General features: G+C 65.9%; 19 protein-coding genes. 13 read left to right on the top strand and 6 right to left on the bottom strand.

Annotation, left to right across the window (positions count from 1 at the left end; all coding sequences use genetic code 11):
- From secF to QM615_RS01640, 4 genes are all read left to right on the top strand, one after another.
- On the top strand, positions 1–1,182 hold the full coding sequence (gene secF / locus QM615_RS01655; protein ID WP_269594193.1) for a protein translocase subunit SecF: 1,182 nt from the start codon (positions 1–3) through the stop codon (positions 1,180–1,182).
- 23 nt (positions 1,183–1,205) lie between these two features.
- Positions 1,206–2,909: an ABC transporter substrate-binding protein gene (locus tag QM615_RS01650; protein ID WP_283346942.1), complete on the top strand. Its 1,704-nt coding sequence runs from the start codon at positions 1,206–1,208 to the stop codon at positions 2,907–2,909.
- Positions 2,906–3,445 carry an adenine phosphoribosyltransferase gene (locus QM615_RS01645; RefSeq protein WP_149405864.1) on the top strand — a complete coding sequence of 180 codons (540 nt, stop codon included), beginning with the start codon at positions 2,906–2,908 and terminating at the stop codon, positions 3,443–3,445. The genes QM615_RS01650 and QM615_RS01645 overlap by 4 nt, the downstream gene beginning before the upstream one ends.
- A gap of 249 nt (positions 3,446–3,694) precedes the next feature.
- Complete coding sequence (locus QM615_RS01640) at positions 3,695–5,998, top strand: RelA/SpoT family protein (RefSeq protein ID WP_269594245.1); 2,304 nt, start codon at positions 3,695–3,697, stop codon at positions 5,996–5,998.
- A 70-nt stretch (positions 5,999–6,068) separates the two neighbouring features.
- On the opposite strand, the gene QM615_RS01635 is transcribed toward QM615_RS01640, so the two are convergent.
- Entirely contained in the window at positions 6,069–6,863 is a 795-nt protein-coding gene (locus tag QM615_RS01635; RefSeq protein WP_269594191.1) for a peptidylprolyl isomerase, read from the bottom strand.
- Positions 6,860–7,723 carry a peptidylprolyl isomerase gene (locus tag QM615_RS01630; protein ID WP_094670240.1) on the bottom strand — a complete coding sequence of 288 codons (864 nt, stop codon included), beginning with the start codon at positions 7,721–7,723 and terminating at the stop codon, positions 6,860–6,862. The genes QM615_RS01635 and QM615_RS01630 overlap by 4 nt, the downstream gene beginning before the upstream one ends.
- A gap of 191 nt (positions 7,724–7,914) precedes the next feature.
- Here QM615_RS01630 and QM615_RS01625 point away from each other — a divergent pair, with 191 nt between their 5' ends.
- From QM615_RS01625 to QM615_RS01615, 3 genes are read left to right on the top strand one after another with little or no spacing between them, the layout of a single operon-like run.
- The gene (locus tag QM615_RS01625) at positions 7,915–8,607 is read left to right on the top strand and encodes an MBL fold metallo-hydrolase (RefSeq protein ID WP_094641933.1); all 693 of its coding nucleotides are present in this window, start codon (positions 7,915–7,917) and stop codon (positions 8,605–8,607) included.
- 2 nt (positions 8,608–8,609) lie between these two features.
- Complete coding sequence (hisS, locus tag QM615_RS01620) at positions 8,610–9,881, top strand: histidine--tRNA ligase (RefSeq protein ID WP_269594190.1); 1,272 nt, start codon at positions 8,610–8,612, stop codon at positions 9,879–9,881.
- On the top strand, positions 9,871–10,524 hold the full coding sequence (locus QM615_RS01615; RefSeq protein ID WP_269594189.1) for a hypothetical protein: 654 nt from the start codon (positions 9,871–9,873) through the stop codon (positions 10,522–10,524). The genes hisS and QM615_RS01615 overlap by 11 nt, the downstream gene beginning before the upstream one ends.
- A gap of 7 nt (positions 10,525–10,531) precedes the next feature.
- Here the strand turns inward: QM615_RS01615 and QM615_RS01610 are convergent, their stop codons facing one another.
- Positions 10,532–11,002 carry a DUF3237 domain-containing protein gene (locus QM615_RS01610; RefSeq protein ID WP_269594188.1) on the bottom strand — a complete coding sequence of 157 codons (471 nt, stop codon included), beginning with the start codon at positions 11,000–11,002 and terminating at the stop codon, positions 10,532–10,534.
- A 124-nt stretch (positions 11,003–11,126) separates the two neighbouring features.
- On the opposite strand from QM615_RS01610, the gene QM615_RS01605 reads away from it, so the two are divergent.
- On the top strand, positions 11,127–12,155 hold the full coding sequence (locus QM615_RS01605; RefSeq protein WP_269594187.1) for an Rv2578c family radical SAM protein: 1,029 nt from the start codon (positions 11,127–11,129) through the stop codon (positions 12,153–12,155).
- Between the two features lie 25 nt (positions 12,156–12,180).
- Here QM615_RS01605 and ypfJ read toward each other — a convergent pair whose 3' ends face one another.
- Positions 12,181–13,104 carry a KPN_02809 family neutral zinc metallopeptidase gene (gene ypfJ, locus QM615_RS01600; protein ID WP_269594185.1) on the bottom strand — a complete coding sequence of 308 codons (924 nt, stop codon included), beginning with the start codon at positions 13,102–13,104 and terminating at the stop codon, positions 12,181–12,183.
- Positions 13,105–13,274: 170 nt separating this feature from the next.
- Between ypfJ and aspS the strand changes: the two genes are divergently transcribed.
- Positions 13,275–15,059: an aspartate--tRNA ligase gene (gene aspS, locus QM615_RS01595; protein ID WP_283347156.1), complete on the top strand. Its 1,785-nt coding sequence runs from the start codon at positions 13,275–13,277 to the stop codon at positions 15,057–15,059.
- Between the two features lie 82 nt (positions 15,060–15,141).
- Here the strand turns inward: aspS and QM615_RS01590 are convergent, their stop codons facing one another.
- Both QM615_RS01590 and QM615_RS01585 read right to left on the bottom strand, forming a co-directional pair.
- Positions 15,142–16,176: a DUF2189 domain-containing protein gene (locus QM615_RS01590; protein ID WP_283346941.1), complete on the bottom strand. Its 1,035-nt coding sequence runs from the start codon at positions 16,174–16,176 to the stop codon at positions 15,142–15,144.
- A 127-nt stretch (positions 16,177–16,303) separates the two neighbouring features.
- Positions 16,304–16,924 carry an RDD family protein gene (locus tag QM615_RS01585; protein ID WP_283346940.1) on the bottom strand — a complete coding sequence of 207 codons (621 nt, stop codon included), beginning with the start codon at positions 16,922–16,924 and terminating at the stop codon, positions 16,304–16,306.
- 206 nt (positions 16,925–17,130) lie between these two features.
- Between QM615_RS01585 and QM615_RS01580 the strand changes: the two genes are divergently transcribed.
- The 4 genes from QM615_RS01580 (at position 17,131) to QM615_RS01565 (ending at position 25,566) form a co-directional block, all read left to right on the top strand.
- On the top strand, positions 17,131–20,520 hold the full coding sequence (locus tag QM615_RS01580; RefSeq protein WP_269594243.1) for a transglutaminase family protein: 3,390 nt from the start codon (positions 17,131–17,133) through the stop codon (positions 20,518–20,520).
- 128 nt (positions 20,521–20,648) lie between these two features.
- On the top strand, positions 20,649–23,342 hold the full coding sequence (locus tag QM615_RS01575) for a circularly permuted type 2 ATP-grasp protein (RefSeq protein WP_502941857.1): 2,694 nt from the start codon (positions 20,649–20,651) through the stop codon (positions 23,340–23,342).
- Positions 23,342–24,241, top strand: a complete 900-nt coding sequence (locus tag QM615_RS01570) for a transglutaminase family protein (RefSeq protein WP_149405854.1) — start codon at positions 23,342–23,344, stop codon at positions 24,239–24,241. The genes QM615_RS01575 and QM615_RS01570 overlap by 1 nt, the downstream gene beginning before the upstream one ends.
- Positions 24,242–24,396: 155 nt before the next feature.
- The gene (locus tag QM615_RS01565) at positions 24,397–25,566 is read left to right on the top strand and encodes a protein kinase family protein (RefSeq protein ID WP_269594180.1); all 1,170 of its coding nucleotides are present in this window, start codon (positions 24,397–24,399) and stop codon (positions 25,564–25,566) included.
- Positions 25,567–25,587: the final 21 nt, after the last annotated feature.

Below are 25,587 nucleotides of genomic sequence, written 5' to 3'. Positions count from 1 at the left end.
ATGTCGGACACGACCACGTCGACCCCATCGCCCCTCGACGATTCGGGCGTCGATCAATCCACCCAGCCCAAGCACAGCTGGCTGTCCAGGTTGTACACCGGCACCGGTGCCTTCGACATCGTCGGTCGTCGCCGGTTCTACTACATCCTCACCGGCATCATCGTGCTGGTGTGCCTGCTGAGCTTCCTCGTCCGCGGCTTCACCCTCGGTATCGATTTCGAGGGCGGAACCCGGATCGCGCTGCCCGCCGCCGACAACATCTCCACCGAGCAGGTCGAAACCGTCTACGACGACTCGCTCGGCATGCCGCCGGTCTCGGTTCAGACCGTCGGTTCGGGTGCCGCAGCAACGGTGCAGATTCGCTCCGAAGCTCTCGACCCCGCCGAAGTGGACACCCTTCGCCAGGCGTTGTTCGAGGCCTTCCAGCCGCAGGACAACTCGGGTACCGCGACCCCGAACGCCATCAGCGTGTCCGACGTCAGTGAGACCTGGGGCAGCCAGATCACCCAGAAAGCCCTGATCGCACTCGTGGTCTTCCTGGTCATCGTCAGTATCTACATCGCGGTCCGATACGAGCGAGACATGGCGTTGGCGGCTCTGGCCGCCCTGGCCTTCGACCTTCTGGTGACCGCAGGTGTGTACTCGCTCGTCGGATTCGAGGTGACGCCTGCGACGGTCATCGGTCTGCTGACGATCCTCGGCTTCTCCCTGTACGACTCCGTGGTGGTGTTCGACAAGGTCGAGGAGAACACCCGCGGCATCCTCAACCTGCATCGCAAGACCTACGCCGAACAGGCGAACCTGGCCGTCAACCAGACCCTGATGCGCTCGATCAACACCACCGTGATCGGTGTTCTCCCGGTAATCGCACTGATGATCATCGCGGTGTGGCTACTCGGAGTGGGCACGCTCAAGGATCTGGCGCTGGTACAGCTGGTGGGCATGATCGTCGGTGCCTACTCGTCGATCTTCTTCGCCACTCCGTTGCTGGTGACGCTCAAGGAGAAGTGGGGCCCCGTCGCAGTCCACACCCGCAAGGTCCACTCCAAGCGCGCCGAGGCGGCGGCTCGCGCGGCCGGTCTCGCTCCTGAGCCGGTGGCTGTCGGCGTGGCCACTCCGAAGTCTTCTGCTCCCCAGCCGGGCAACCGCCCCACCGGGAAACGAAACAAGAAGCGTCGGTAGACCACCTTCGACAGGGACGGAGAGTGCACGTGAAACGACGGTGGATCGCGGCACTGGTGGCAGCGAGTGTCGGCGCGGTGTCCATCACGGCGTGTTCGTCGCCCGAGGACAAGGTGCCCTCGATCGGCTACTCGTTCGACAACGTGGTGAACACGTACAACGCCAGAACCGTCGACGGCGCGGCGTCGGGAGCCCGACAGGCGTTCACCCGGGTGCAGGTGGGCTTCAGCTACCTCGGGCCCGAGGGAGATGCGTTGTCGGACAACGACATCGGAACAGTGTCGGTGGTACCCGGTGACACCCTGACCGTGCAGTACTCCATCGCCCCGGCCGCGACGTACTCGGACGGTGCGCCGATGGCCTGCGACGACCTGGTGTTGGCCTGGGCGGCGAACAGCGGAAGGTTCGCCACCGACGGCCCCATGTTCGACGCGGCGTCGACGGCCGGGTACTCCGACATCGAGCGCATCGATTGCGTTCCGGGGGCCAAGGAAGCCACCGTCGTCTTCGCATCCGGCCGCAGCTACCAGAACTGGCGAGCCCTGTTCGGTGCCACCGACCTGCTACCGGCGCATGTCGCGGCCCGGGCCGCAGGCGTGCCGAACGTCGTCGATCCCATCCTGGCCGAGGACGACGACGTGGTGCGCCGCATCGCCGACTTCTGGAACACCGGATGGAACCTGACACCGGGTTCGATCGACCTCTCGCTGCTGCCCTCGGCCGGCCCGTACCGGGTCGAGTCCTACTCCGCCGAGGACGGTCTCGTGCTCGTGGCGAACGACGCCTGGTGGGGAAACCCGCCTCAGACCGAACAGGTGGTCGTCTGGCCCAAGGGCACCGACCTGGCGGCGAAGTCCGCGGACGGCTCGCTGGACGTGGTCGACCACGGTGCCGGTGCCGTCGATCTCGGGACCACCGAGGGATTCACGACCACCGAGGAACCGTCGCGAGGCGTCGAGCAGTTGACGTTCTCGACCCAGGGGGTGCTGGGCGAGGCGAGTGCACGTCGAGCAGTGGCCGCGTGCATCCCGAGATCGGATCTGTTCGACACACTGGGTCACCCCGGTTCCGAGGCGGCAGATGCGGGTCTCGGCTCGGGTGTCGTCGACTCTCGCCTCGTCCAGCCCGACACGCTGGTGTACCCGTCGGTCGCGGCGGTGGTGGGTGATCGCTACCAGCGCTCGGACCTGGACCAGGCGAGCCGAGAGCTGGAGGCCGCAGGCGAGAATGCAATGACCGTTCGTGTCGGCTACAAGGGACCGGACGCGCGGCGCGCCCAGGTGGTGAGCCGCATGGCTGCCGATTGTGCCGCCACGGGCATCACCGTCGAGGACGCGAGCTCGCCGGACTTCACACCGTCCGCCCTGCGGGCCGGGGCGGTCGATGCCGTTCTGGGTAGCAGCGGATCGCTTCCTGGACCGTCGGGTTCGGCTGCCGCGGTGACCGCACGGTATTCGCTGCGCACGGGAATCGGTCTGAACGTCGGCGGATACAGCAACGGCAGGATCGATTCCATCGTCGATCAATTGGCGGTGACCGACGATCCCGAGCGCATTCTGGCGCTGGCTACCGAGGGCGAGAACATCCTGTGGAACGACATGCCGTCGCTTCCCCTGTACAACGAGCCGCGGACGACTGTCGTCAGTGACGGCATGCAGGACGTGGTCCCCAACCCGACGGCCGCTGGTGCCGGATGGAACATGGATCGGTGGGTGCTTCTTCGATGAACGATGCAGGCGGTGCAGTGGGTGCGGCCGCTGCCGTGGCCAGGCTGACGCGGTGGGTCGACGATTTTCCCGTCCCCGGTGTGCGCTTCGGCGATCTGACACCGGTGTTCGCGGACGGACCGGCGTTACGCAGCGTCGTATCGGAGTTGGCGCAGGGATTCGAGGACGTCGATCTGGTGGCGGGTATCGACGCACGGGGATTTCTGTTGGGGGCCGGAGTTGCCCTCGAACTCGGGTGCGGTGTGCTGGCGGTGCGCAAGGCGGGAAAGTTGCCGCCTCCGGTGCATTCACGGTCGTACGATCTCGAGTACGGAACCGCCGAATTGCAGATCCCGACTGCGATCGACGTGACCGGGAAGCGAGTGCTGGTGGTCGACGACGTACTGGCGACCGGCGGTACCGTCGATGCGACGGCTCGGTTGTTGGCCGAGCAGGGAGCGGTGATCGCCGGAGCCGCTGTGGTTCTCGAGATCGCTGTTCTGGGTGGGCGCGACAAGTGCAGTGGCTACCCGCTCGGCTGCCTGGTTCGAGTATGAGGACTAAAGTCTCTTTCACGAAGCGTTGACCGAATAATTCCGGCGACAACGCGGAACGTGTGGCAGGAGGTGATGAGAGTGACCCGTTACATCGATCAGCCCTTGCCCGATGGGCCTGCCGTCCCCGAACGGCCCGTTGCCGATCAGACCGGGGTCACCGAGCGGACCGGTGTCGACGTCGTCACGACAGACGAGGCCGCGTCCGGTGATTCCAGCCCGGCCGTCGACACTCCGGTACCCCACGGCCCGGTGGCGAACGATGCGCAGGCTCCGTCGGGAACCCGTAATTCGGCACCTGTCCCCACCTCGGCGTCGCGTCGGGTGCGGGCGCGTCTGGCGCGCCGCATCACCGCTGGACGCAGCGCGGCGGTCAAGCCGGTGCTCGAGCCACTCGTCAGCCTGCACCGCGAGCTCTACCCCAAGGCCGACCTGACGTTGCTGCAGCGGGCCTACGACGTGGCCGACGAGCTGCACGCCTCGCAGATGCGCAAGTCCGGCGATCCCTACATCACGCATCCGCTCGCCGTGGCGAACATTCTGGCCGAACTCGGAATGGACACGACCACCCTGGTTGCGGCGCTGCTGCACGACACCGTCGAGGACACCGGGTATTCGCTGGCCAAGTTGACCGAGGAATTCGGCGACGAGGTGTCTCATCTCGTGGACGGAGTGACCAAGCTCGACAAGGTCGTGCTCGGAACTGCGGCCGAGGGCGAGACCATCCGCAAGATGATCATCGCGATGGCGCGGGATCCGCGGGTGTTGGTCATCAAGGTCGCCGACCGGTTGCACAACATGCGCACCATGCGGTTCCTACCCCCGGAGAAGCAGGCGCGCAAGGCCAAAGAGACGCTGGAAGTCATTGCGCCGCTTGCCCATCGGCTCGGAATGGCCACGGTCAAGTGGGAGCTCGAGGACCTGGCGTTCGCCATACTCCACCCCAAGAAGTACGACGAGATCGTGCGTCTGGTGGCCGATCGTGCGCCGTCCCGCGACACCTACCTCGAAAAGGTTCGGGCCGAGATCAACGCGACACTCGCCGCGTCGCGCATCAGTGCCGTCGTCGAGGGTCGCCCGAAGCACTACTGGTCGATCTACCAGAAGATGATCGTCAAGGGCCGCGACTTCGACGACATCCACGACCTCGTGGGCGTCCGCATCCTGTGCGACGAGATCCGCGACTGCTACGCCGCTGTCGGCGTGGTGCATTCGCTGTGGCAGCCGATGGCGGGCCGTTTCAAGGACTACATCGCGCAGCCGCGCTACGGGGTGTACCAGTCGCTGCACACCACGGTGATCGGACCCGAGGGCAAGCCCCTCGAGGTGCAGATCCGGACGCGGGACATGCACCGTACAGCCGAGTTCGGAATTGCGGCGCACTGGCGCTACAAGGAGACCAAGGGCAAGCATTCGCAGGACAATGCCGAGGTCGACGACATGGCGTGGATGCGTCAGCTACTCGACTGGCAGCGAGAAGCCGCCGATCCGGGGGAGTTCCTCGAGTCGCTGCGCTACGACCTCGCGGTCAAGGAGATCTTCGTCTTCACGCCCAAGGGCGACGTGGTCACCCTGCCCGCCGGATCGTGTCCGGTCGACTTCGCGTACGCGGTGCACACCGAGGTGGGGCATCGCTGTATCGGCGCGCGGGTCAACGGTCGACTCGTGGCACTGGAACGCACTCTCGACAACGGTGAAGTGGTCGAGGTGTTCACCTCGAAAGCCGCCACTGCCGGACCGAGCCGGGACTGGCAGGGTTTCATCGCCTCACCGCGTGCCAAGACCAAGATTCGCCAGTGGTTCGCCAAGGAGCGCCGCGAGGAAGCTCTCGAGGCGGGCAAGGACGGCATCGCCAAGGAGGTCCGTCGAGGCGGACTTCCCTTGCAGCGCTTGATGAATGCCGAGTCCATGTCGGCAATCGCGCACGAGCTACGGTACGTCGACGTCTCTGCGCTCTACACCGCGGTCGGCGAGAATCATGTGTCCGCTCGCCATGTGGTGCAGCGGCTGGTCGCCCATCTCGGCGGCGTCGGCGATGTCGAGGAAGAGCTCGCCGAGCGGTCGACACCGTCGACCATCCCGACTCGACCACGTCAGGTCGGCGACGCGGGCGTACTGGTCACCGGATCCGAGGGCGTCGTCGCGAAACTCGCCAAGTGCTGCACCCCGGTGCCGGGAGACGAGATCCTCGGATTCGTCACCCGTGGCGGATCGGTGAGTGTCCACCGCACCGACTGCACCAACGCACGCTCGCTCGAGGAACAGTCCGAACGTTTCATCGAGGTTCAGTGGGCGCCGTCGGCGTCGTCGGTGTTCCTGGTCGCCATTCAGATCGAGGCACTCGACCGTCATCGACTGCTGTCCGACGTCACCAAGGCGCTCGCCGACGAGAAGGTCAACATTCTCTCGGCGTCCGTCGCTACGTCGGGGGACCGGGTTGCGATCAGCAAGTTCACGTTCGAGATGGGCGACCCGAAGCACCTCGGGCACGTGCTGAACGTCGTGCGCAACGTCGAGGGCGTGTACGACGTGTACCGCCTGACGTCTGCGGCCTGAGCGGCAGTCCACGGAAAGGCGAGAGGGTGAGCAGATACTCTGCTCACCCTCTCGCCTTTCCGACCCGAACTCAGGCTGCGGACTCCACGATCACCGGGTTCGCCGGTGCACCGTCCTCGGAGCCACCGGTGACCCCGCCCGCTGCGATGGCGTCGAGCGTTTGCAGACCGGCGTCCGAGATGGTGCCGAACACCGTGTACTGCGGCGGCAGCACCGAATCGGCGTACACCAGGAAGAACTGGCTGCCGTTGGTATCGGGGCCTGCATTGGCCATGGCCAACGTTCCGCGGGGGTAGACCACCGGGTTCTCGGCCTGCGCCGGATCGTCGGTGTACGCGGTGGTGGGGTACTCGTTGGCGAAGGTGTATCCCGGCCCGCCTCGACCGGACCCGGACGGGTCACCGCACTGCAGCACTTCGAGGCCCGGTGACGTCGTCAGGCGGTGACAGGGCGAGCCGTCGAAATATCCCTGCTGGACGAGGCCGACGACGCTGTTGACCGTGCACGGCGCCTGGGTCCGGTCGAGTGCGATGTCGATCGGACCCTGATTGGTGGACAGCGTCACGTCGACGTTTCCGTACACGTCGATGTTGTCGGTCGCAGGAGCGTCGACCTCCTTGGCGGCCGGCGACTCCGCCGGATACGAGCAGGACACCGTATCGGTCGTCGGCCGCGGCACGGGCGGCAACGCACCGAACCGGGACAGGTCGAGTGCAGGACGCGGCGCGGGTGCTTCGGTCGTCGTGGTCGTCGTCGACGACGATGTCGTGGTCGGTGCGGCCGCCGGTTCGGTCGAACCGGAACACCCTGCGAGTACCAGCGCGGTGGCCGAGACCGCGATCGTCAGCGCCGAGGTGCGGTTCACAGGTCGCTCAGCATGGACGTGATGTCGACCGGTTCGGCGGGCGCTCCGTCGGATGCGCCGCCCTCCACTCCCTTGGCCGCGATGGCGTCGAGAGTGGCGAGTCCGGTCTCGTCGATGGTGCCGAATGCTGTGTAGGCGGGCGGCAGTTCGGAATCGCCGTAGACGAGGAAGAACTGGCTGCCGTTGGTACCCGGGCCTGCGTTGGCCATGGCCAACGTTCCGCGCGGGTATGCGATCGGGGTCTGTGCGGCGGGGTCGCCTTCGGCATACGTATCGGTGGGGAATTCGTCGGCGAACTGGTACCCCGGACCACCGGAGCCGGTGCCCGTGGGATCGCCGCACTGCAACACCTGCAGGCCCGCGCCCGTGGTGAGTCGATGGCAGGTGGTGCCGTCGAAGTAGCCCTGATTGGCGAGCGATACGAAGCTGTTGACCGTGCACGGAGCCTCGGGATTGTTCAGCGTCAGACCGATGTTGCCCGCAGACGTGGTCATGCTGTAGCTCAGCGGCTCGTCGCTGGTGGGGACGTTGTCGGTGCGCGGGGGAGTGTTCTCCTTGGCCGCCGGCTGCGTCGCAGCGGGATAGGAGCAGTTCACCGTCTCCGGCAGCGGCTCGGTGCGTCCCGCTGCGATGATCGAATCGGCAGGTGCCGACGTCGACGATTCCTGCGCGGTGCTCGCATCGTCGTCACCGCGCGTCACCACGAACACGACCGAGACGACGGCCACGACCGCGACGACGCCGAGAACGGAACCGACGATCGTCAATTGCTTACGACGCCGCGCTCGCTCGGCGCGGCGTACGAGTTGGCGTTCGAGCTTTCGTTTGGCAGCCTCGCGCCGTTGCTCGTTGCTGGGCAATTCGTGTTCCTCCCGCTTGTCGAAAAACGACCTCGCCCGCTCGCTGCACGGACCGATCGTGTGGTAACCGGCCGAGAATCGGCCAACGCGAGTTTGCCACTGTTGCCTGAGAGCATGCTGGGGGGACCCGACGCGAGCGGCCACACTAAGCTTGCTCGGTACTTCGGCCTCAGCCTTTAGGAGCGTTTGTCTTGCTCGTCACCGGATTCCCCGCAGGCATGTTTCAGACCAACTGTTACATCCTGGCCCAGGACGACGCGTCCGAGTGTGTCGTCGTCGATCCCGGTCAGGACGCCGCGGATCCGCTGATCGACTTCCTGACGCAGTCCTCGCTCACCCCCACCGCAGTACTGCTCACCCACGGTCATCTGGACCACACGTGGTCGGTGGAGCCGATCTGCGCAAAGTACGGCATCCCGGCGTACATCGCACCCGAGGACCGCTACATGCTGGCCGATCCGATCAAGGGAACGGGCCCGACGTTGGCGGCGGTACTGGGCGACCTCGAGTTCCACGAACCGGCCGAGGTGATCGAGCTCACGGACGGTCACCGGCTCGAGCTCGCCGGAATCGAGTTCACGGTGGTGCACACCCCCGGGCACACCCAGGGATCGGTCGTGTTCCTCGCCCATGCAGACGGGCCCGACGGCTCGGTTCCGTTGGCACTGACCGGGGACACCCTCTTCGCGGGATCGATCGGGCGCAGCGACCTGCCCGGCGGCGATCATGATCAGCTCCTGCGATCGATCGCGAGTCGGCTGCTACCGCTGAGTGACGACACGGTGGTGCTCCCGGGGCACGGCGGACAGAGTTCGATAGGCCAGGAGCGTGAGTCCAATCCGTTCCTCGTTGGACTCACCGACCCCGAGCAAGGGAAGCTGTGAACGTGAGCAAGCCGACCGCCTTTTCTGCGCCCAAGGGCGTCCCCGATTACTTCCCCCCGAACTCGGCCGAGTTCGTCGCCGTCCGCGAGGGGCTGCTCGACGCCGCCCGCAACGCCGGCTACGGCCACATCGAACTGCCGATCTTCGAGGACACCGGGCTGTTCGCCCGCGGAGTCGGGGAGTCGACCGATGTGGTGAGCAAGGAGATGTACACCTTCGCCGACCGCGGAGATCGATCGGTGACGCTGCGTCCCGAAGGCACCGCAGGAGTCATGCGCGCGGTGATCGAGCACGGATTGGATCGGGGAGCGCTGCCGGTCAAGCTCGCCTACGCCGGGCCCTTCTTCCGCTACGAACGCCCGCAGGCCGGCCGGTACCGGCAGCTGCAGCAGGTGGGTGTCGAGGCGATCGGCGTCGACGACCCGGCGCTGGACGCCGAGGTCATCGCGGTGGCCGACGCCGGTTTCCGGACCCTCGGGCTCACCGGATTCCGGCTCGAGATCACCTCGCTCGGCGACGACACCTGTCGCCCGCAGTACCGAGAGCTGTTGCAGCAGTTCCTGTTCGCGCTTCCGCTCGACGAGGACACCCGTCGGCGCGCCGAGATCAACCCGCTGCGCGTGCTCGACGACAAGCGCCCTGAGGTGCGCGCGATGACCGCAGACGCACCGCTGATGCTCGATCACCTCTCCGAATCGGCGAAGGAACACTTCGACGAAGTGCTGGCATACCTGGACGTGATGAACGTTCCGTACCTGGTGAACCCGCGGATGGTGCGGGGCCTGGACTACTACACCAAGACGACGTTCGAGTTCGTGCACGACGGGCTCGGCGCACAATCGGGCATCGGCGGCGGCGGACGCTACGACGGGCTGATGGAACAGCTGGGCGGGCAGGCGCTCTCCGGAATCGGGTTCGGCCTCGGCGTCGATCGCACCGTGCTGGCCCTCGCCGCCGAAGGCAAGACCGCGGGCGCGACGTCACGATGCCAGGTCTTCGGCGTTCCGATGGGTGCCGGCGCCAAGCTGGCGATCGTCGACATCGCGGCTCAGCTACGCGAACGAGGAATAGCCGTGGACATGGCCTACGGCAATCGCGGGATCAAGGGTGCCATGAAGGCCGCCGACCGGTCCGGGGCGCGGTTCGCGTTGATGCTCGGTGACCAGGAACTGGCTGCGGAATCGGTTCTGGTGAAAGACCTTTCGAACGGCGAGCAGGACACCGTTCCGATGGCCGACGTGGTCGACGCCCTCGGAGCGCGCCTTGCCCAGTGAGTCCCGGCCCGGTGACTCTCGGTCCAACGCGGGGCCGGTAGCCCTCGACCTGGTCTCGGTGGAGTTCCTGGCACCGCGCCTGCGCAAGATAATGGTCGGGTCGGCCGTGATCGGGATTCTTCTCGCCGTCGTCCTGGCGCTGTTCGCGCCGGTGTGGGTTGCAGTTCTCGTCGGGGTGATCGTCGGCGGTCCCGCAGTGCTGTCGGGTTGGCTCGGTCTGCGCCGACGGGTGTGGCTCGATGGCCCGCAACTGTGCGCGCGAGGGTTGCGCACGCGCCGGCTGAAGATGCCGGAGGTGGTGACGGCCGAACTGACGATTCGAACGGCCGGAATCGATCAGATCTCGCTGCGGCTCTACGACGGGCGTACGCATATCGTCGTTCCTCTTGCGCTCTACACCAGGGACGGGGGCCGTGAGCTGCCGATTCTCGCGTTACGCAGCCTCGCCGACTCGCTGTGGACCACCGAGCTGGTGCCCGCCGCAGCGATCGCATCGGTGCTGGTGGATCAGCTGCGTGCCGAGGCACGCGATGCCGGACTCGATCAGCGGCCGCTCTATCGCGCCGTCGAACTGGTTCGCAGCAAAGGGCGAACTCCGCAGGCGACGCTGACCGACCGCGAGGTTGCGCAGTTGCTCGACTGAACCGAGATCAGGTGACCAGGAAGGCGTCGAGCACGACGTCTTCGGCCGAGCGGGATCCGGACGTGACGACGAGTGCGCGGTTGAGATAGGTGAACTTCGGCACTGCGGTCGACACGCGGAGGGTGCCGCGGAAGTAGTACGTGGCGGGATCGACTTCACGCTCGGGATCGTTCAGAGCTTCGATGACCTCGGCAGGCCCGAACTGAACCCCTCGGTAGTCCAGCGAGAGGTAGCCTCCGGTCGCCAATTCCAGAACGAGGTCGCTGCTGAACTCGGTGCATCCGTCGGGCCGCGTCACGCTGACGACGGTCGATCCGGCTGCGAGAGTCCCCTCGATGTCGGGGCCGGGAGCTGCGCCGCCGAGCACGGTGGTGACGACCCGCTCGCCCGCGGGTACCGAACCGATGTCGATTCCCGGTCCGAGTGTGAGGCCGAGACGCAGAATGGGTTCGAGGGTCGGTGTGTTCGGGGCGGTCACGGCGGTGCACTCCTAGGATCGACTGGGGGCCTACGGTATCGCCTTCCGATGACCACACCCGAGCGGGGATCGGCCGGGGCGAGCCGGCCTTGACACGACATAGAACAAATGTTCGACTGTGTGCATGCGATGGGCGGGCCAGACTCTCGACGCCGCGGACGACGGGGCGCTACCGGGGCTCGAGCGGTCGGGTTTGGTCCGCAGCGTACAGACGCCGGAGTTCGAGGGCATCACCTTCCACGAGGTGCTGTGCAAGAGCGCCCTGAACGAGGTCCCGAGCGAATCGCAGGTGCCCTTCTCGTGGACCGTCAACCCGATGCGCGGATGCTCGCACGCATGTCGATACTGCTTCGCCCGCCCGACGCACGAGTACCTGGATCTGGACTCCGGCAACGACTTCGACTCGCAGATCGTCGTCAAGACCAATGTCGCGGCCGTTCTGCGCAAGGAGCTTTCGCGGCGATCGTGGAAGCGTGAGCCGGTGGCGCTGGGAACCAACACCGACCCCTACCAACGCGCGGAGGGCCGATATCGGTTGATGCCCGGCATCATTCGGGCACTGACCGAATCCGGCACTCCGTTCTCGATTCTGACCAAGGGCACACTCTTGCGACGCGATCTACCTCTGTTGACGTTGGCCGCCCAGCAAGTCGACGTGCACGTGAGCATCAGCCTCGCTATTCACGACGCCGACCTGCAAAAGCAGCTCGAGCCCGGAACCCCGAGTCCGCGAGCGCGATTGGACCTCGTTCGAGCGGTCCGCGACGCCGGACTGGAGTGCGGAGTTCTGGTGGCACCGGTCATTCCGTTTCTCACCGACGGGGCCAAGCAACTGGACGGCCTCATCGGTGCTCTGGCCGAGGCGGGTGCGACGACCGTGACGGCCCTGCCGATGCATCTGCGTTCGAGCACCAAAGATTGGTACATGAGCTGGCTGGTGAAGGAGCACCCCGCGTTGGTGCGGCGGTACCGTCAGCTCTACGGGCACGGGGCGTACGTGACTCCGGAGTACAAGCAGTGGCTACGTGGCCGCATCGATCCGTTGCTCGACAAGTACGGGTTCGCCCCAGAGCAGACCCGCTCGCTGCCCGTCAACGAGCCTGCCGAACCCCGAGCGTCGGTGACCTCGGGGCCGGCCCTCACCTTGTTCTGACTACGTCGTTCTGACTACCTCGGGTTCAGGGATTGTTCAGGTCGCGTGCCGAGAACGTGTCGCAGGCCGCGACCTGCCCGGTCTCGTAGCCCGCGGTGAACCATGCCTGTCGCTGTGCAGACGAACCGTGCGTCCAGCCCTCGGGGTTGACGCTGCCGGTGGATGCCTGCTGAATCCGGTCGTCGCCCACCGACGACGCGGCAGAGAGAGCGTCGTCGATGTCGGTGGTGGTCAGCGGCTCGAGGAACGGAACCCCGGTGTCCGGATCGACCGTGTCGGCTGCGTAGTGCGCCCAGATTCCCGCGTAGCAGTCGGCCTGCAACTCCACCTTGACGCCACCGGACTCGGGTCCCTGGGGATCGGCCTGCGCGCGGCCGATGTCGCCCAGTTGGTTCTGCAGGTGGTGGCCGACCTCGTGGGCCACCACGTACTCCTGCGCCAGTGGGCCGCCGCTGGAGCCGAACTGGTCGACGAGAACCTGGAAGAAGCTCGTGTCGAAGTAGGCGGTGGAATCGGCGGGGCAGTAGAACGGCCCGACGGCGCTGGTGGCGTTGCCGCAGCCGGTGTTGGTTGCTCCCGAGAACAGATTCACGCCGGGCTGAACGTAGGCGACGCCGGTCTGCGCTTGCAGCTGAGATTCCCAGACGGTGTCCAGGCTCGACACCGTGAATCCGATACGGCAGTCGATCTTGCTGTTCGCGTCCGCCTCGGTCTCGCAGCCCTCGAGGGTCCCCGAGGTGCCGGAGTCGACCTGCCCCGCCGAGCTGTCACCGCCACTGATCTGATTGAGAATCGAACCGGGATCTCCGCCGAAGAGCAGCGCGATGACGATGATGATCAGGCCGCCTGCACCGCCGCCGATGGCGAGTTTGCCACCGCGTCCGCCGCCACCGCTGCCGCCGACGGAGACTCGACCCCGCTCCATCCGCGAACCTTCTCTGAAGGTCATGCCCGAGTTCCTCTCCGCCGAGCTCCCACCCTGTGGCGAGAACGCACATCGCTGCTGTCGGCCATAGCTTCGCATGCCGCGTCGCGATCTCGTTTCCTTCTACGGTCATGTGCTCCGTAGGATCGGTGAGCGAAGAACACGATCAGCGGATTTTTCTCGAAAGGACACCCGTGCTGCGCACCCACCTCGCCGGCTCATTACGCCCCGAGCACGTCGACCGAACCGTGACGCTGACGGGATGGGTGGCCCGCCGACGCGATCACGGCGGCGTCATCTTCATCGATCTGCGCGACGCGTCCGGTGTGTCCCAGGTCGTCTTCCGTGAGGGAGCAGCACTCGAGCAGGCCCATCGCCTGCGCGCCGAATACGTCGTGAAGGTCACCGGCAAGGTCGAGGGCCGCCCCGAGGGCAACGCCAACTACGAGATCCCGACCGGTGCGATCGAGGTCGAGGCCTCCGAGATCGAGGTTCTGTCCGAGGCGGCACCGCTGCCGTTCCAGCTCGACGACCAGCCGGGCGAAGAAGCGCGTCTGAAGTACCGCTACCTCGATCTGCGTCGTGAGGGCCCCGGGCATGCCATTCGCCTGCGCTCTCATGTCAACGCCGCCGCCCGCTCTGTGCTCGCGCACCACGAGTTCGTCGAGGTCGAGACTCCGACGCTCACGCGATCCACCCCTGAAGGTGCCCGCGACTTCCTGGTGCCGGCGCGGTTGCAGCCGGGTAGCTTCTACGCTCTGCCGCAGAGCCCGCAGCTGTTCAAGCAGCTGCTCATGGTCGGCGGTATCGAGCGCTACTACCAGATTGCCCGGTGCTACCGAGACGAGGATTTCCGCGCCGACCGTCAGCCGGAGTTCACTCAGCTCGACGTCGAGATGAGCTTCGTCACTCAGGACGACGTCATCCTGTTGGCCGAGGAGATCCTGGCATCGCTGTGGAAGCTCGTCGGGCATCACTTCACGGCTCCGATTCCTCGGATCACCTACGCCGAGGCTATGGGTCGCTACGGTTCGGACAAGCCCGATCTTCGCTTCGAGATCGAACTGATCGAGTGCACGGACTTTTTCTCCGACACCACCTTCCGAGTGTTCCAGGCCCCATACGTCGGTGCGGTCGTCATGCCCGGTGGCGCGAGCCAGCCCCGGAAGCAGCTCGACCGATGGCAGGAATTCGCCAAGCAGCGTGGCCACAAGGGCCTCGCGTACGTTCTCGTCGGTGAGGACGGCACGCTGGGTGGACCGGTTGCCAAGAACCTGACCGACGCCGAGCGCGACGGCCTCGCCGCACACGTCGGCGCGAACAACGGCGATGCGATCTTCTTCTCCGCCGGCCCTGTCAAGGCATCCCGTGGATTGCTCGGTGCCGTGCGCGGCGAGATCGCTCGTAAGCTCGACCTGATCGACCCGAAGGCGTGGGCGTTCGTGTGGGTCGTCGATGCCCCGCTGTTCGAGCCCACGTCCGACGCCACAGCCAGTGGGGACGTGGCCGTCGGATCCGGTGCGTGGACTGCAGTGCACCACGCGTTCACCTCTCCGAAGCCGGAGTCGATGGATACGTTCGACACCGACCCCGGATCTGCTCTGGCCTACGCCTACGACATCGTCTGCAACGGCAACGAGATCGGCGGCGGCAGTATTCGTATCCACCGCAAGGACATTCAGGAACGGGTGTTCGCGATCATGGGTATCGGCAAGGAAGAGGCACAGGAGAAGTTCGGCTTCCTTCTCGATGCCTTCTCGTACGGCGCACCGCCGCACGGCGGCATCGCGTTCGGCTGGGATCGCATCACCGCGCTGCTCGCCGGAGTCGATTCCATCCGAGAGGTCATCGCGTTCCCCAAGTCCGGTGGCGGCATCGACCCGTTGACCGACGCGCCCGCACCGATCACGCCGCAGCAGCGTAAGGAATCGGGCGTCGACTTCAAGCCGGAGAAGAAGGAAGAACCAGCCGAGGCCTAGAAGGTTCGAAACGAATGTCCCCGTAACGCACTGCGCTACGGGGACATTCGTCTGCAGGGGGAGTTTTTTCAGGAGCGGTGGGTCAGCGTGCGGGGGACAGCGGACCGCCGGTCAGGACGCGGTAGGCGTAGTTGGTCGCGATCACCGAGATCGGGATGGTGAACAGCAGACCGAGGCCACACAGCAGAGCGCCGCCGATGTTGATCGCGGCCAACAGAAGTAGCAGCAGCAGCATCGGGCCGAAGTTCTTGACGGTCAGGTCGACACTCGACTTGATGGATTCGATCGCCGACTGGTTGCGATCGATCAGGAACGTCAAGGCGAAGTTCGCGAGGAAGCCGATCGCGATCAGAAGGACCGTTCCGAGGAACGGGATGAAACCGAGCACCACGCTGACGACGGTCCAGATCAACGCCAGGACGGCGATCTGGCCGACGTTGGTGAGTTGAAAGAACCGCCCGAACGACGGTTTCTCGGGAGCACCGGTCTCGTCCAGGGCTCCGCGAACGTACGCGGCGTTGACGAAATACGACACGAACGTGGCGATGGCCGTGACAACGATGGCCACCCCGGATGTCGTGGTCGTGAACGTCGTGTCACCGCTGTCGGCTGCTGCCATCGCCGCGGTGAACGTCGACGCGAAGATCAGGACGACTCCGATAGCACTGACAGCCCACACGATGGCCGTGATGGCGAGCCACGGGCCGACGTTGTCCTTGAACTTGGCAAAGCCGTAGCTCAGCGCGGCACCGACATCCAGGCGACCGGGATTGGGACCCAACGGCACCTGTCCGTACCCCTGGTTGCCGTAGTTTCCGTAATTGCCGGGCGGCGGCGGGTACGCACCGGGAGGTGGTGGATAGCTGCCGGGTGCGCCGCCCTGGGGCGGGTAGTTTCCGGGCGGGGGTGGGTAGCCACCGGGAGGCGGGTAGCCGCCCTGTGGTCCCTGTGGTGGGTAGTTGCCCTGGGGCGGGTAGTTTCCGGGCGGGTGCGGGTACTGACCGCCGGCAGGCGGCGGGGTGTCTCCCGTGTTCGGCGGGGGAGTGTTCGGCGTTTCGGGTCGGTCGGGATCGGAACCCTGGCCGGGTCGCGGTTCGTCTGTCGGATCGTCGTTCACGTCGTTCTCCTGGTCTGTGGTCGGGACGCGTGGGGTGGTTCGGAGCACCGAGACCCCGTAACACTGTGAACGCAGACGAGCGGGCCTCCGCCTGATGTCGGAGGTCCGCTCGTGCGTGGACGGGTTGTTACGAAATGCTGATGACCTGGGTTCCGCCGGCGATCTCGTCGTGCTTGCCCTGTTTGGTCGGGCTGGAGTTGATGGTCACCGCAATGACGATGTACGCCACGATCACCAGAACGTTGCCCAGCAGCGGTACCACGTTCAGCAGCATGAACGCGTTGCGCTTGGCTGCCTCGGCTTGAGTGGGCAATCCGCCCGCTGCGCCGAGGGTGCGCAATCCGAGGGCCTGCTTGCCCAGGGTCTGGCCGCGGGAGGACTCGAGCAGCGTGAAGTACGCGAAGCCGAGGAGCGCAGTCGCGAGACCCATCAGGAAAGTTCCGAAGAACCCGCTGGGGAGAATCAAGTACAGGATGATCTGGACGATCGCGAGAATGAGCAAGTCCAGGAAGCGCGCCGCGAAACGTGATCCGAGGCTGCCGGGCTGCGCGCCGCCGGGCAACTGCGAGCCCAGTCCGAATCCGGCGTTTCCGCCTACCGGTGGCGGCGGATAGTTGCCCGGGGGCGGGTAATTGCCGGGCGGTGGGTAGTTGCCGGGCGGTGGGTAACCGGACGCTGGATTCGTGGGGTACTGGGGTCGGTTCGGATCGGAGCCGTACTGCGGTCCGTCGGGCGAATTGTCACTCACGAGATTCCCTTTGGTTGCAAAGTGTGGCGTGCGTCGAACGAATACTCGATTCTCGCCGAGCGAACCCCACCACGAAGAGGGTGTCAAGCACTACACACCTGCCCGGTCGGTACATTTCGGACACGATTTCTCGCCGAGCGCACCGGGCCCGGTCCTACTAGGGTTGGGTGTTCTACCCATACCGGGACTATCACGAGGGGCTCGCCGTGGGCATCAAGGTTGCACTCGAACACCGCACCAGCTACCGATTCGACCGCACCGTCAAGATCTTTCCGCACGAAATTCGGCTGCGACCGGCACCGCATTCGCGCACTCCCATCGAGGCGTACTCGCTGAAGATCGAGCCGGCGGAGCATTTCGTCAATTGGCAGCAGGACGTGTTCGGAAACTTCCTCGCTCGGGTGGTCTTCCCCGAGCGAACCGATCACCTGTCGATCACCGTCGGACTGGTCGCAGACATGGCGTCCATCAATCCCCTCGACTTCTTCGTCGAGGAATGGGCCGAGCACTACGGCTTCGCGTACGAAGAGCACGACCTGCCCGACCTCGAGCCGTACCTACGGCCGGTGGACGAGGGCAAGGCCGGATCCGGACCGGGACCGGTTGTCTCGGCCTGGGTGGAGAAGCTGCAGGCGGCTGTCACCGAACGCGGAGAGTCGTTGCGCACCATCGACTTTCTCGTGATGGCAAACCAAGCCGTCATGGGCGACGTCGGGTACTCCGTGCGCATGGAACCCGGAGTGCAGACCCCCGATCTGACCCTGACGTCCGCCGTCGGGTCGTGCCGCGACTCGGCGTGGTTGCTGGTGTCGGTACTGCGTCAGATGGGTCTGGCAGCGCGGTTCGTCTCGGGTTACCTGGTTCAGTTGTCCTCCGACGTCAAGTCGCTGGACGGCCCGTCCGGGCCGGTGGAGGACTTCACCGATCTCCATGCCTGGACCGAGGTCTACCTCCCCGGTGCGGGCTGGGTCGGGATGGATCCGACGTCGGGGCTGTTCGCCGGCGAGGGCCACATTCCGCTGTCGGCCACACCGCACCCGTCGACGGCCGCCGCCATCTCCGGTGCGACGAGCAAGTGCAAGGCCGAACTCGACTTCTCGAACACCGTCGTCCGCGTCCACGAGGATCCGCGAACGACGTTGCCGTACACCGCCGAGCAGTGGGAATCGATCAAGGCCACAGCCGAGAAGATCGACGAGCGGATGCTCGATCAGGACATTCGGTTGACCGTCGGCGGCGAGCCCACGTTCGTCGCGATCGAGAATCAGGAAGCGCCCGAGTGGAACACCACGGCCGACGGCCCGCACAAGCGCAAGCTGGCAAGCGTGCTCGCCGAACGGCTTCGCACCATCTACGCACCGGACGGTCTGGTGCAGCGCAGCCAGGGCAAGTGGTACCCCGGCGAACCTCTGCCGCGGTGGCAGGTGGGACTGTTCTGGCGCACCGACGGTCAAGCTCTGTGGCACGACTCCGATCTGATCGCCGATCCCTGGTTGGCGGAGGACCTGCGCCCGGAGCCGGTGGACAATTCGGCGTCGCAGGCATTGATCGACGAGTTGGTCAAGGCGCTCGGACTGCCCGCCTCACAGGCGCGTCCCGCCTACGAGGACCCGTTGGTGAAACTGTTGGACCTGGTTCGCCAGCCGTACGGTGATCCGCCCGCCGACGACGAGGATCTCGAACCGGGAGCCGATTCCGCTGATGCCAGAAAGAAACTGCTCGAACGGCTCGATGCGAGTACCGACGAGCCTGCGGCATTCGTGCTGCCCATCTCGCGCACCGAGGACGGCTCCGGCTGGGAGAGCTCGGACTGGAAGTTGCGCCGCGGCCGAATAGTGTTGCTGGAGGGCGATTCTCCCGCGGGCCTGCGGCTGCCACTTCGCGCGATCTCCTGGGACGGCGGTCCCGTCGAGAACCCGGCAGACCCCACCGCGCCCAAGCCGGATCTGCCCACACCGCAGCTGACCCAGCAACCGCCGCGTGCGGTGAACCCGGCCGAGTCGCGTTACGCGCAGTTGGTGAACGAGACGTCCGGGGTGGGTGGCACCGCCGTCACCGCACTGGTCGCCGAGGTTCGCGACGGCGTCCTGCACGTGTTCATGCCGCCGATGGATCGGTTGGACGATTTCGTCGATCTCGTCTCGCGGGTCGAGCAGGCGGCGTCGACCATCGACACGCCCGTCGTGATCGAGGGCTACGGTCCGCCGTCCGATCCGCGTATCCAAACCCTCACCGTCACACCGGATCCCGGTGTGATCGAGGTCAACGTGCAACCGACCTCCTCGTGGGCGGAACAGAACGATCTGATGGAGCGTCTCTACCTAGAGGCGCGTCAGTCCCGTTTGAGCACAGAGGGATTCGACAACGACGGCACCACTCGTGGAACGGGCGGTGGAAACCACATCACCCTCGGCGGCGTGACGCCGGTGGATTCACCCGTTCTGCGTCGGCCGGACCTGTTGGTCTCGCTGCTGACGCACTGGCAGCGGCACCCGTCGCTGTCGTACCTGTTCTCGGGCCGCTTCATCGGCACCACGTCGCAGGCTCCCCGCGCCGACGAGGGACGCGAGGAATCGCTCTACGAGCTCGAGGTCGCATTCAGCGAGATCGAGCGACTGACCGGGGCCGACCGATCGGCGTCGCCCTGGGTCGTCGACCGAGCGCTGCGGCACCTGCTCACCGACATCACCGGCAACACGCACCGCGCCGAGTTCTGCATCGACAAGCTCTACAGTCCCGATTCCACTCGCGGACGACTGGGACTGCTCGAACTGCGCGGGTTCGAGATGCCGCCGCACCATCAGATGGCGATGGTGCAGTCGCTGCTCGTGCGATCGATGGTCTCGCGGTTCTGGGACACCCCGCTGAAGGCACCTCTCATCCGGCACGGTGCCAATCTGCACGGTCGGTACATGTTGCCGCACTTCGTCATCAACGATATCGGTCGTGTCGTCGAGGACCTCCGCGAGCACGGCATCGATTTCGACACCAGCTGGCTCGATCCGTTCACCGAGTTCAGATTCCCTCGAATCGGTACCACCGTGGTCGGTGACGCCGAGATCGAGCTGCGGGGTGCGATCGAGCCATGGAACACCCTCGGCGAAGAATCGACATCCTCGGGCACCGCCCGGTACGTGGACTCTTCGGTGGAACGAATCCAAGTTCAGGTCGCCGGAGCCGACGCGGGCCGCTACATGGTGACGTGCAACGGGGTGCCGGTGCCGATGTTGCGGACCGAGCGTCAGGACGTGCAGGTCGCCGGCGTGCGTTATCGCGCTTGGCAGCCGCCGAGCGCTCTGCACCCGACGATCGAGGTGCAGAGTCCACTGCGTTTCGATCTGGTGGAAATGCAGACCGGACGTGCGGTCGGCGGGTGCTCGTACCACGTCGTGCACCCGGGCGGTCGCTCGTACGAGGGGCCTCCGGTCAACTCGGTGGAAGCCGAAGCACGCCGCAACGGCCGCTTCGAGGAGGGCGGGTTCACCTCGGGCAAGGTGGACGTAGCAAGATTGCTCGAGATGCACGCTCGCCAAGCGATCGATGTGTCCGCGCCCGGCATGCTCGACCTGCGCCGGACCGGAGTCATCACGTCCTGACGCGCGATTGCACAGGAGAACGAGTCGACCGGTAGCGATCTCGGTCCGACGCGTATCGGGTGGTTCCGCAGGCAGCGGAGTCACCCGGCGGCGGAGTGTGATCGACCGACGGAAGGAACAACGGCTCGATGGTGCCCGTGGATACCACCCTGAGTGGAGCCGGCAGGAACGACGATGTTTCGGGTGGAGCCGGCAGGAACGAAGACGTTTCGAGTGGTGCTGGGTCGCCGTGGCTCGCGTATCGCGGTCGGCGTGAGGCCGTGACCGGTCGTGCCGATCGGTTCGACGAGATGCTCGATTCCGACGACTCCGTCCGTCCGCACTGGGCGGAGTTGGTCGACGGTATGCGCGAGGCCGGCTCGGGTGCCATGCAGACGTTGCAGTCGCGGGTGAGCCGTTTGGTCGACGACCACGGCATCACCTACAACCCGATTCCGTCGGGTGGCAGCGAGGCGTTGCCCAGTGCTGTTCGGTGGGGGTTGGACAGTGTTCCGTTGGTCGTCGCGGCCGACGAGTGGGACCGTCTGGAAGCAGGTTTGGTTCAGCGGTCGATGTTGCTCGATGCGATGCTCACCGACATCTACGGTGCTCAGGAAACCGTTCGTCGGGGGTTGATTCCGCCGGAGTTGGTCTTCGGCAACCCGGGTTATCTGCGGACGGCGCATGCGATCACCGTTCCGGGGCCGCATCAGCTGTTCATGCATGCCGCCGATGTCGCCCGAGGTTCCGACGGCGAATTCCGGGTCGTCGCCGACCGCACGCAGGCACCGTCGGGAGTGGGCTACGCGCTCGCCGATCGGCGGGTGATGTCGCGCGCGATGCCGGAGTTGTTCCAGGCCAGCAATCCCAGGCCGCTGTCCACGTTCGCTCGGGCGGTTCGTCTGGCGCTTCGCGATGCGGCACCCGCATCGGCGGAGAATCCGGTCGTGGTGGTGCTCAGTCCCGGTTCGCATTCCGAGACGGCATTCGATCAGGCCTATCTCGCAACGGTTCTCGGCTTTCCGCTCGTGGAGAATGCCGATCTCGTGGTCCGCGACGGCTGTCTGTGGATGCGGTCGCTCGGCAAGCTGCGGCGGGTCGATGTGGTGCTGCGCCGGGTCGACGCCGAGTTCGCCGACCCACTCGATCTGCGCCCGGATTCGCATCTGGGAGTCGTCGGTCTGGTCGAAGTGCTGCGGCGCGGGGCCGTGAGCGTGGTGAACACGCTCGGTAGCGGTGTGCTCGAGAACCCGGCTCTGCTTCCGTTGCTTCCGGCGTTGAGCCGTGCCCTGCTGGACGAGGATCTGATTCTCGGTTCGGTACAGACCTACTGGGGTGGCGACCCGGATCAGCTCTCGCACCTCGGAAGCCGGATGCGTTCGCTGGTGCTGCGCTCGACCACCTCACGTCGCACGGTGGTGGGGCACGATCTCACCGACGTCGCCGCGGAGGAGCTGTGGAAGCGAATTCTCGCCGAGCCGTGGAAGTGGACAGGGCAGGAAGTCCCCGAGTTCTCGTTGGCTCCGGTCGGTTCGTCGATCGACGGTGGCTCGGGTTCGCAGTTGTCGGTGGCGCCGGCGCAGGTGGGAATGCGGCTGTTCACGGTTGCGCAGCGGGGCGGGTACACGCCGATGCGCGGCGGCCTGGGGCAGGTGGTGCTCACCGCACCGGTCACCGAACCGCTCATCACGGTGGCGTCGAAGGACGTGTGGGTCAAGTCGGTGGAACGGGTCACCCCGGCGGACTCCGCTCCGCACACCCCGCCCGCCACGGTGGAGGAGTTGCCGCAGTACGCCGCGTCCAACGTCGATGTCGTCAGTTCCCCGCGTGTGCTCGGCGACCTGTTCTGGTTCGGCCGCTACAGCGAGCGTGCCGAGGACATGACTCGATTGCTCATCGCCGCGCGCGAACGCAATCAGGACTATCGCTCGATGCCGTGGCTCGAAGGCAGCGAGAGTCTGCCGATCCTTCTCGAAGCGGTCACGAAGGTCTCGCGGACCTGGCCGGGGTTCCTCGACGAGAAGAACCGCAGTGATGCGAGCGTGGAAATGCGCTCGCTGATGCTCTCGACGGGACGTCTGGGTTCGCTGGCCCAATCGGTGGATCGGATGCAGCAAGCGGCGCGCGCGGTGCGCGACCAGCTCTCGAACGACACCTGGGCGGTGCTGAACCGCATCGACACCGCGCTCGAGGAGCTGGCCGAGTCGCCGGTTCACAACGGTGCGCAATTGGCGTCGTCGCAGTCGAGTGTGTTGCGCGGCTTGCTTGCGCTGGCCGGCCTGGCATCGGAATCGATGGTGCGAGATGCGGGCTGGTACCTGATGGATGCTGGCAAACGGATCGAGCGTGGTCTGCAGCTGACTGCGCTGCTCTCGGCCACGCTGAGCCACGCTCTCACGCCCTCCACCGAACAAGCGGTCATCGATTCGGTGCTTTCCGCGGCCGAGTCCTCGGTGATCTACCGCAGACGCAACAGCGGGCGCGCACGTCCGGCGGCCGTCGCGCAACTGTTGTTGTTCGACGAGGGCAACCCGCGAGCGTTGGTCTACCAGCTCGATCGGCTTCGGGACGACCTGGGTTCGTTGCCCGATGCCTCGGGTACGTCGCGGCCCGAGCAGCTCGTCGAGCAGATGCGGGTGCGGTTGCGGCGCGTTGACCCGGGCGATCTGGAATCGGTCGATGCGAACGGCAGGCGGGTGGAGTTGCTCGAGCTGGTGGACGGCATCCACGACTCGCTCGAGGAATTGTCCCGCGTCGTCCTCGCCACGCACATGTCGTTGCCCGGTGGCACGCAGCCGCTGTGGGGCAGCGCGAACATCCGAACTGCGAACGGGGTGCGGTGATGAGTCGTCGGTACCGAATCAAGCACATCACCACCTACACGTATTCCGACCGGGTCACCTCGTCCTACGGGCGCGGATTCCTCGCGCCGCGCGACATGGACGGGCAGCACTGTCTGGAGAAGTCGGTCACGGTGGAGCCGGCTCCCACCGATCAATCCTTCGGCGTGGACGTCTACGGCAACGAGGACGTGTACTTCCACGTCACGCACGACCACGAGAAGCTGGTGGTCACGGCGGATTCGCTGGTGGAGGTCTATCCCCGTCCGGCGGACGAGACGACCTCGTGGCCGGCGACGGCATCCTGGGAGTCGGCTCGGATGGCGCTGTTCGGTGCGAACGTGCCTGCGGATCCGGCCCGTGCGTCGGCCGTGGAGTTCGCTCTCGATCTGCCGACTCCGGAGATCACCGACGAGGTGCGCGCCTACGCGGCCCCCAGCTTCTGGCCCGGTCGTCCCCTCGCGGACGTCGTCGTGGATCTGACACATCGGATCTTCACCGATTTTCGCTATCTCTCCGGCTCGACGACGGTCTCGACCACCGTTGTCGACGTCCTCGCCGCGAGATCGGGAGTGTGCCAGGACTTCGCTCGCCTTGCGATCGCGTGCTTGCGGTCCCAGGGTCTGGCGGCCCGGTACGTGTCGGGATACCTCGCAACCGAGCCTCCGCCCGGCAAGGAGCGGATGATCGGTGTCGACGCGACCCACGCGTGGGCTGCGGTGTGGATGCCGAACGATCGGTGGCTCGCCTTCGATCCCACCAACGATCAGCTGGTCGACGAGCGATACGCGACCGTGGCGTGGGGACGCGACTACGCCGACGTGCCTCCCCTGCGCGGAGTGATCTACACCGAAGCGGAGGAGAGCACCATCGCCGTATCGGTGGACGTTGCACCGCAGTAGCGAACCCGGCATACTTCGGTGGCTCGGGGGTAACCGACCATCTGGTCGAATCTACGAATGCAACGTGCGAAAAGCCGCAAAACGGACAATCGTTTTCCATTCGTAGTCACCGAGACGGCACAGCAGAACACACCGAACGGGTAGCTTGGATATCGATGACCGCAACACTGGCAGACCCTGTATCAGAGGTAGTAGCAGCAGCCCAGCGACTCCTCACCAAACGCACCGGAGCTCCGGTGACGTTGATCGACCCGGTGAATCTGGGGGGTAGCGGCCAAGCGATCGTGTTGCGAGTCCGAGTGTCCGAGAACCCGTTTCAGCTGCCCCGCACCCTGGTGATCAAGCAGGTCCGGGACCTGCCCGCCGAATCGGAACTGCATGCCGAGCTCGCCGACATCTCCGGTTCCAGCGCCTTCCTGCGCGAGGCAGCGTCGTATCAGTTCGCCAACGCTCTGGCCACGGACAGCAGGCCCGGACCCGAGCTGCATGCGTACGACCTCGACGCGAGACTGCTGGTGCTCAGCGATCTCGGCGACGCCAGTCCCATCACCACTCTGCTGCGCAACTCGGACGAAGCCGCGGTGACCAATTCCTTGATGGCCATGGCGCAGGCGCTCGGCCGCATGCACGCCGCCACCGTCGGCCGTGAGGACGACTTCGCCGCTCTGCTGCGACGGGTGGGACAACCCGACTCCACCGACGGGATCTCCGCCCAGTTACCCGACGCTCTCGCCGAGGTCCCCGGGCTGCTGACCGATCTTCTGGACGTCGGAACGACCCCGGATGCAATTCTCGATCGCGTCTCTCGCAGCGGACGGCTGTTCGCGCATGGCGCCTTCCGCGCCTTCAGCCCGTCCGACCTGTGTCCCGACAACATCATCGTCAACGACGAAGGCGTGCGGTTCCTCGATTACGAGTGGGGCGGATTTCGTGACGCCACCCTCGACATCACCTACGCGTTGGCGTCGTTCCCCGGTTGCCTGTGCAGCTTCGACCTCTCGCATGCTCGCGAGCAGGCGATGATCGACGCGTGGCGCTCGGAAGTGGTGGGCATATGGCCCGCGTTGGCCGACGACACCACGCTGGCGAGCAAGATTCTCGACGCACGTCTGATCTGGGTGTGGCTCAGCACCTACTGGTTCCTGCCCGACGACCACACTCGCATCGCCGCGGCGCGTGCTCACCACCTGTCGGTTCCGCGGTCGCAGGCACTGATCTCGCGGTGGACGGCGCTGGCAGACAGTGCCGCGCGCGTCGGTGAGACCGATATCGCCGACTACGCGACGTCGGTCGCCACCGCTCTGCGCACCAAGTGGGAGCGCTGAGGAAGACGTCGTTCGCGCATC

This window comes from Rhodococcus sp. IEGM 1341 (genome assembly GCF_030056895.1).
In the GTDB taxonomy this organism is placed as follows: Bacteria; Actinomycetota; Actinomycetes; order Mycobacteriales; family Mycobacteriaceae; genus Rhodococcoides.
Note: the sequence above shows the minus strand (reverse complement) of the source record. Positions and strands in the feature narration are given on the sequence as shown.

Bases quoted from the DNA above. Each gene is read 5' to 3' on its own strand.
- ypfJ (WP_269594185.1), bottom strand. From the start codon at position 13,104: ATGACCTTCAGAGAAGGTTCGCGGATGGAGCGGGGTCGAGTCTCCGTC.
- QM615_RS01645 (WP_149405864.1), top strand. From the start codon at position 2,906: ATGAACGATGCAGGCGGTGCAGTGGGTGCGGCCGCTGCCGTGGCCAGG.
- QM615_RS01565 (WP_269594180.1), top strand. From the start codon at position 24,397: ATGACCGCAACACTGGCAGACCCTGTATCAGAGGTAGTAGCAGCAGCC.
- QM615_RS01570 (WP_149405854.1), top strand. From the start codon at position 23,342: ATGAGTCGTCGGTACCGAATCAAGCACATCACCACCTACACGTATTCC.
- secF (WP_269594193.1), top strand. From the start codon at position 1: ATGTCGGACACGACCACGTCGACCCCATCGCCCCTCGACGATTCGGGC.
- QM615_RS01575 (WP_502941857.1), top strand. From the start codon at position 20,649: ATGGTGCCCGTGGATACCACCCTGAGTGGAGCCGGCAGGAACGACGAT.
- QM615_RS01605 (WP_269594187.1), top strand. From the start codon at position 11,127: ATGCGATGGGCGGGCCAGACTCTCGACGCCGCGGACGACGGGGCGCTA.